Here is a 6,523-nt window from a genome sequence, read left to right on the forward strand (position 1 = left end):
GAGCCGCGGTCGGCACCTTGGTGGCAGCGTGGACGTCCTGCAAAGCCAACCAGTGATCGCCGTGTTGGTGGGTGGTGACGATGGAATCGAAAACAGGTGCTTCCTGTTCGATGAGCGCAATGATCTTCTCGGCCTCGTTTGCCGCATCGATCAGGAGAGATTTCCCGGTCGCGGAACAGACGACGAGGTAAGTGTTGTTGTCCATGGGGCCGACCGACATCTTCGTGATGACGGCGCCTTCGACTGTGCGCCGCTGAGGGGCAGAATCGGGGGAGACCTGACCGGTGTAGGAGTCGTCGATCACGATGGGCTGATTCGTCATGAAACGCAGGCTACCTTCGAATAGGGGCAGGTAGAGCGATGGGCTCGCCTGGTGAGAAAAACGTGTCGGTGGCTCGGCCTACGATGACGATCGCTCGAGGACTCGCGTTTGCGAAGCCACTCGAGACTTCTCCGGGGGGACGGCCCCGGACGATTGACAATGAAGGGAATTGGTGTGGCGGATCGCCTGATCGTGCGGGGTGCGCGTGAGCACAATCTGCGAGGAGTCGATCTCGACCTCCCGCGAGACAGCCTGATCGTCTTCACCGGGTTGTCCGGCTCCGGCAAGTCCAGCCTCGCGTTCGACACGATCTTCGCCGAAGGTCAGCGCCGCTACGTCGAGTCGCTCTCGGCATACGCGCGTCAGTTCCTCGGTCAGATGGACAAGCCGGATGTCGACTTCATCGAGGGATTGTCTCCTGCGGTGTCGATCGACCAGAAGTCGACCAACCGCAACCCCCGTTCGACGGTGGGCACCATCACCGAGGTCTACGACTACCTCCGACTTCTCTATGCCCGCGCAGGTTCGGCGCACTGCCCGGTGTGTGGTGAGAAGATCGCACGTCAGACGCCCCAGCAGATCGTCGACCAGGTGCTCGAGATGGAGGAGGGCATCAAGTTCCAGGTCCTCGCACCAGTGGTCCGTACTCGTAAGGGCGAGTTCGTCGATCTCTTCGATCAGCTCAACACCCAGGGCTACTCGCGCGTGCGCGTCGACGGTGTCGTCCATTCGCTGGCCGATCCGCCGAAGCTCAAGAAGCAGGAAAAGCACGACATCGAAGTAGTGGTCGACCGATTGCAGGTCAAGGCGAGTTCGAAGCAGCGCCTGACCGACTCGGTCGAGACCGCACTTCGCTTGGCTGAAGGCATCGTGGTCCTCGACTTCGTCGACCGTGAAGAAAATGCACCTGATCGTGAGCGTCGTTTCTCCGAGAAGCTGGCCTGCCCGAATGGCCACGCACTCGCGATCGACGATCTCGAACCGCGCTCGTTCTCCTTCAACTCGCCCTATGGCGCCTGCCCGGAATGCACCGGCCTCGGTATCCGCAAGGAGGTCGACCCGGATCTGGTGGTTCCCGATCCCGACTTGAGTCTCGAAGACGGAGCAATCGCGCCGTGGTCGATGGGCCAGAGTTCGGAGTACTTCGGACGGTTGCTCTCCGGCCTCGGCGACATCCTCGGTTTCGACATGAAGACGCCGTGGAACAAGTTGCCGGCGAAGGCCCGTAAAGCAATCCTCGAAGGCAGCGAGGAGCAGGTTCACGTCCGGTACAAGAATCGGTACGGCCGTACCCGTTCTTACTACGCGGAGTTCGAAGGTGTGATGCCGTTCCTGCATCGCCGGCTCGAGCAGACCGAATCGGATCAGATGAAGGAACGGTACGACGGGTACATGCGCGACACGCCGTGCCCGGCGTGTGGTGGTGCTCGCCTGCGCCCGGAAATCCTGTCGGTAACTATCGCGGCTGGAGACTTCGGCAGTAAGTCCATCGCCGAGGTCTGTGAACTGTCGATCTCCGATTGCGCGGACTTCTTGAACAGCCTCACTCTCGGCTCGCGCGAAGAGGCGATTGCGGGACAGGTCCTCAAGGAAGTTCAGGCACGACTCGGGTTCCTGCTCGACGTCGGCTTGGAATATCTTTCCCTCTCGCGTGCCGCTGGCACGTTGTCCGGTGGCGAGGCCCAGCGAATCCGCTTGGCAACGCAGATCGGTTCCGGACTCGTCGGCGTGCTGTACGTACTCGACGAGCCGTCCATCGGCCTGCATCAGCGTGACAATCGACGACTGATCGAAACCCTGACGCGCTTGCGCGACCTCGGCAACACGCTGATCGTCGTCGAGCACGACGAAGACACGATCCGCACGTCCGACTGGGTAGTCGACATCGGACCGTACGCCGGCGAGCACGGCGGCAAGGTCGTCCACAGCGGGCCATACGAAGAACTGCTGACGTGTGAAGAATCTCTGACCGGCGCCTACCTGTCAGGTCGTAGCTTCATCGAGGTTCCGGCCATTCGTCGACCGGTGGATCGCAAACGCCAGGTCACGGTCGTCGGAGCTCGCGAGCACAATCTCGACGGCATCGACGTGAGTTTCCCGCTGGGTGTTCTCACCGCTGTCACCGGTGTCTCCGGTTCGGGCAAGTCGACGTTGGTCAACGACATTCTCGCGACCGTCATGGCGAACAAGCTCAACGGTGCACGCCAGGTACCTGGGCGTCACACACGAATCAACGGTCTCGATCAGCTGGACAAGCTCGTGCAGGTCGATCAGTCTCCGATCGGCCGGACTCCACGATCGAACGCGGCGACGTACACCGGCGTGTTCGACAAGATCCGAACCCTGTTCGCGGCCACCACGGAAGCGAAAGTCCGCGGTTACCAGCCCGGCCGATTCTCGTTCAACGTCAAGGGCGGACGCTGCGAGGCGTGCTCCGGCGACGGAACGCTGAAGATCGAGATGAACTTCCTGCCGGACGTGTACGTGCCCTGCGAGGTATGCCACGGCGCCCGGTACAACCGTGAAACGCTCGAGGTCCACTACAAGGGCAAGTCGATCGCCGAGGTACTCGACATGCCTATCGAGGAAGCAGCCGAGTTCTTCCAGCCGGTCACCTCAATTCACCGGTACCTCAAGACGCTGGTCGACGTCGGCCTGGGCTATGTCCGACTGGGTCAGCCGGCTCCGACTCTGTCCGGTGGTGAAGCGCAGCGCGTCAAGCTCGCCGCCGAATTGCAGAAGCGGTCCACCGGTCGCACGGTGTACATCCTCGACGAGCCCACCACGGGTCTGCATTTCGAGGACATCCGCAAGCTCCTGATCGTGATCAACGGTCTGGTGGACAAGGGCAACAGCGTGATCGTGATCGAGCACAATCTCGACGTGATCAAGACGTCGGACTGGGTCGTCGACATGGGACCCGAGGGTGGATCCGGCGGCGGAACCGTTGTGGCGCAAGGTACGCCGGAAGACGTTGCCGCGGTCCCCGAGAGCTACACGGGCAAGTTCCTCAGTGAGGTTCTCACCGCGCAGCACGCGCCGGTCAAGGCCAAGCCGATCACCAAGAAGCGTGCGACGAAGGCAGTTGCCGCAAAGAAGGCCGCGCCACGGAAGAAAGCCGCTTCCGTGAGCTAGTAGAACGTGAGCAAGTAGAAATCGGTCAGTGATGCCGGGTCGGAATCGACCCGGCATCACTGCTTTGTCGATCAGGAAGTGCTGGCCTCGAGAATTACGTTGGCGACCTCTTCGGGGCGCGACCACATCGGCCAATGGCCGGTCGGGAGGTCGACGTACGTCACGGGGAGTTTCGCCAGTTCGGCGGCCATCGGATGACCTCCGTCGGCCATCTGGGCGATCACCGCGGAGGGGAAGGTGCTGCAAACGACGGTTGACGGCACCTGGTAGCGCTTTTCGTTCGTCAGGACAATCGGCTCACGCGCGGGCCCAGCCGGTTCGGGGACCGCGTTGGCGCGGAACGTCTCCAGAGCTTTCTCGTCGAGTCCTTCGAGGCTGCTGCCGTCCGCTTCGAGCTCTGCCCACGTGGGGAGCGGAATCTCGATGACATCCGAAGCGAGATCCGGTCGCAGCGCTGCGCCGTCGGGCATGGGGCCCGAGTCGACGTAGACGATCCGAGCGACGCGATCCGGGATGCGATCGGTGACGGCGTACCCCACCGGGCCGGCGCCGCTGTGTACGACCAAGACCGTGCGCTCGTCGGAGTCCGATACGGCGTCGACGACTGCACGGACGTGAGCGTCGAAGGTGACCGCTGATCGATCTGTGTCTACGGCGTCGAGCCCGGGCAGTGTCAGGCTGGTCACGCGGGTGTCGGAACGCTCGAGGTGGGGGAGTACTGCATCCCAAGCCCATGAACCGAGCCAGAATCCGGGAACAAGAACGATGTGAGTTTTCATGTACTTACAGTGCACCCGGGTTGGTGACAACAGAGTGTCACCAATTATGTCACCGTTTGGTATCGGAATCTGAGACACTGGTGAACGTGAATCGAGCTGCGAGATTGCATGCTCTCGTCGAGGAACTTCGGCGACAGGGCGATCGAGGGACTACGTGCTCCCGATTGTCCGAGGAATTCGGTGTCACCACCCGGACGATCAAGAGGGATATCGAGACGCTGATGATGTCGGGTGCGGCGATCGAAGCGCGCTCAGGTCCCGGAGGTGGATACCGACTCGTGGGTCGCGCCACGCTGCCGCCGGTGAATTTCACTGTTCCGCAGGCAGTTTCGATCGCGTTGGCCTTGACGGCGATGGGTGATGCTCCGTTTGCGCCGGATGGGCGAGCAGCGCTGGCGAAACTGCTCGATGTGATGGACGAGGAGAGTCGTCGCAAGGTCGCCGAGCTCGGTGGCCGCGTGTGGATTCGCGGTGACGGCGGGGTTCTGACGGATTCGCGCGCGAACCGGCAGGCCGTCGAGCAGGGTCTCGAACAGAGTCGAGTCGTGTCGTTGCACTACGTGGATGGGGACGGTGCGGAGACGGTGCGGGCAGTTGAGCCGCACATTCTGGCGCAGGACCGTGGTCAGTGGTTTCTCATCGGCTGGTGTCGCGAGCGCGACGCCGTGCGGTGGTTTCGACTCGATCGAATGCGTCGGGCCACGCTGACGAACGATCACTTCACACCACGCGATTCGAGCGTCTTCGGGCAACCGCCCGAAGACGCTCGGCCTGTTTCTCCCCGTAGGTGAGTGACTCAGTCGATCATGTTGCGGGCTGCGGCAACGGAATCCGTGATCAGTTCGGTCAGGGCCGTCATATCGACGTCGCTCAGCCGTTTGACGTACAGGCAGCCCTTGCCGATTTTGTGCTTGCCGAGGCGAGCGAGCGTGTCGGTGTAGTCGTCGAAGTTCAGCGACAAGTACAACGTGAGCGCGGTGGCCCTGGGGGAGAATCCGATCAGTGGGGTGTCACCTTCGTGGCCACTCGCATATCGGTAGTGCCGTGCCCCGAATCCGATGATGCTCGAGCCCCACATGACAGCAGGCTCGCCGGTTGCGGCCGACAGCAGGGAGATCAGCTCCACGGCGTCGGCGCGTTTGCGGTCGTCGACGCGTGAAATGAATGCGTCGACGTCCTCGGGCGTCGGTTGAGTCTTGTTGGCGGTTGCCAACTCAGTAGACCGGACCGGTGAACTTCTCGCCCGGTCCCTTTCCTGGCTCGTCCGGGTGCGAGGACGCCTCACGGAACGCGCGCTGCAGGGCTTGGAGGCCTTCACGGATGGGTCCGGCATGAGGGCCGAGGTATTCGACCGACGCAGTAACGAGTCCGGCAAGTGCCGTGATGACGCGACGCGCTTCGTCGAGGTCCAGGTAGGGGCTGGAAGACGGATCGGCGTCGGAGAGGCCGAGTTTTTCGGCAGCCGAACTCATCAGCATCACTGCAGCGCGGCTGATGACCTCGACCGCGGGAACTTCGGAGAGTTCGCGGATGTCGGGGTTCGCGCCGTCGGTGTTCTGTTCTGCCTCGAAGTTCTCACTCATGGATGTAAGGATTCCATCAGGCCGTGACGGTGTTGAATCGGGCCTCTCCCGGCAGCACTGGGAGCGGCACCGATTTCTTTCATCTGTGGCGACCTGTTACTCTTGTTGCAACGACCGCCTCCGACTTGTTCGGGGGCAGCAAGTGGAGTCCGACTCCCACCTCTGCGCGGCAGGTGAAACTGCAGTTCAGTGGTTCCGGTCACCTGTTATCGGAGATCATTCTTCGTCAGGTTCCTCGCTCAGTCGAGGAGATAGGTTTCGGCGTGAGCTGGATCTTATGTGATCGGTCGACATCGGGCCCCGCGGATGAGCAATCATCACAGCGGGGCTTTTTTGTTGGGGTGCGGGCGGTACGGGCTGCGTGCGGTCATGAAGACCGCACCGTTCAACCTAGGAGGCCCCATCAGCACTGAGACCCGCATCAACGATCGTATCCGCGTTCCCGAGGTTCGTTTGGTCGGACCTGGCGGCGAACAGGTAGGCATCGTGCGTGTTGAAGATGCACTCCGCTTGGCCCTTGAGGCCGACCTCGACCTGGTCGAGGTAGCTCCTGACGCCCGTCCGCCGGTCTGCAAGATCATGGACTACGGCAAGTTCAAGTACGAGGCTGCACAGAAGGCACGTGAGTCACGTAAGAACCAGCAGCTGACGGTCATCAAGGAGCAGAAGCTCCGACCCAAGATCGACGACCACGACTACGAGAC

At 62.0% G+C, this 6,523-nt stretch carries 7 protein-coding genes; 3 read left to right on the forward strand and 4 right to left on the reverse strand.

Annotated features, from left to right (window positions below; all coding sequences use genetic code 11):
• Positions 1–322: MBL fold metallo-hydrolase (locus RWT78_RS26960; RefSeq protein WP_314682117.1), on the reverse strand; the 322-nt coding region annotated here is incomplete at its 3' end.
• A 174-nt stretch (positions 323–496) separates the two neighbouring features.
• Between RWT78_RS26960 and uvrA the strand changes: the two genes are divergently transcribed.
• Complete coding sequence (uvrA, locus tag RWT78_RS26965; RefSeq protein ID WP_024487477.1) at positions 497–3,457, forward strand: excinuclease ABC subunit UvrA; 2,961 nt, start codon at positions 497–499, stop codon at positions 3,455–3,457.
• Positions 3,458–3,528: 71 nt separating this feature from the next.
• Here the strand turns inward: uvrA and RWT78_RS26970 are convergent, their stop codons facing one another.
• A complete protein-coding gene (locus RWT78_RS26970) occupies positions 3,529–4,236 on the reverse strand; it encodes an alpha/beta fold hydrolase (RefSeq protein ID WP_021334030.1) in 708 nt (235 codons plus the stop codon).
• Between the two features lie 80 nt (positions 4,237–4,316).
• On the opposite strand from RWT78_RS26970, the gene RWT78_RS26975 reads away from it, so the two are divergent.
• The gene (locus RWT78_RS26975; protein WP_314682120.1) at positions 4,317–5,027 is read left to right on the forward strand and encodes a WYL domain-containing protein; all 711 of its coding nucleotides are present in this window, start codon (positions 4,317–4,319) and stop codon (positions 5,025–5,027) included.
• Between the two features lie 5 nt (positions 5,028–5,032).
• On the opposite strand, the gene RWT78_RS26980 is transcribed toward RWT78_RS26975, so the two are convergent.
• Positions 5,033–5,449 carry a DUF1801 domain-containing protein gene (locus tag RWT78_RS26980; protein ID WP_003944044.1) on the reverse strand — a complete coding sequence of 139 codons (417 nt, stop codon included), beginning with the start codon at positions 5,447–5,449 and terminating at the stop codon, positions 5,033–5,035.
• 1 nt (position 5,450) lies between these two features.
• A complete protein-coding gene (locus RWT78_RS26985; protein ID WP_021334031.1) occupies positions 5,451–5,819 on the reverse strand; it encodes a DUF1844 domain-containing protein in 369 nt (122 codons plus the stop codon).
• A 369-nt stretch (positions 5,820–6,188) separates the two neighbouring features.
• On the opposite strand from RWT78_RS26985, the gene infC reads away from it, so the two are divergent.
• The coding region (infC, locus tag RWT78_RS26990) for a translation initiation factor IF-3 (protein WP_314682125.1) at positions 6,189–6,523 on the forward strand (335 nt) is incomplete at its 3' end.

Source organism: uncultured Rhodococcus sp. (assembly GCF_963525155.1).
Taxonomy (GTDB): domain Bacteria; phylum Actinomycetota; class Actinomycetes; order Mycobacteriales; family Mycobacteriaceae; genus Rhodococcus_F; species Rhodococcus_F qingshengii.

Excerpts from the sequence above, each read along its gene's own strand:
- RWT78_RS26970 (WP_021334030.1), bottom strand. The coding sequence starts at position 4,236 with ATGAAAACTCACATCGTTCTTGTTCCCGGATTCTGGCTCGGTTCATGG.
- RWT78_RS26985 (WP_021334031.1), bottom strand. The coding sequence starts at position 5,819 with ATGAGTGAGAACTTCGAGGCAGAACAGAACACCGACGGCGCGAACCCC.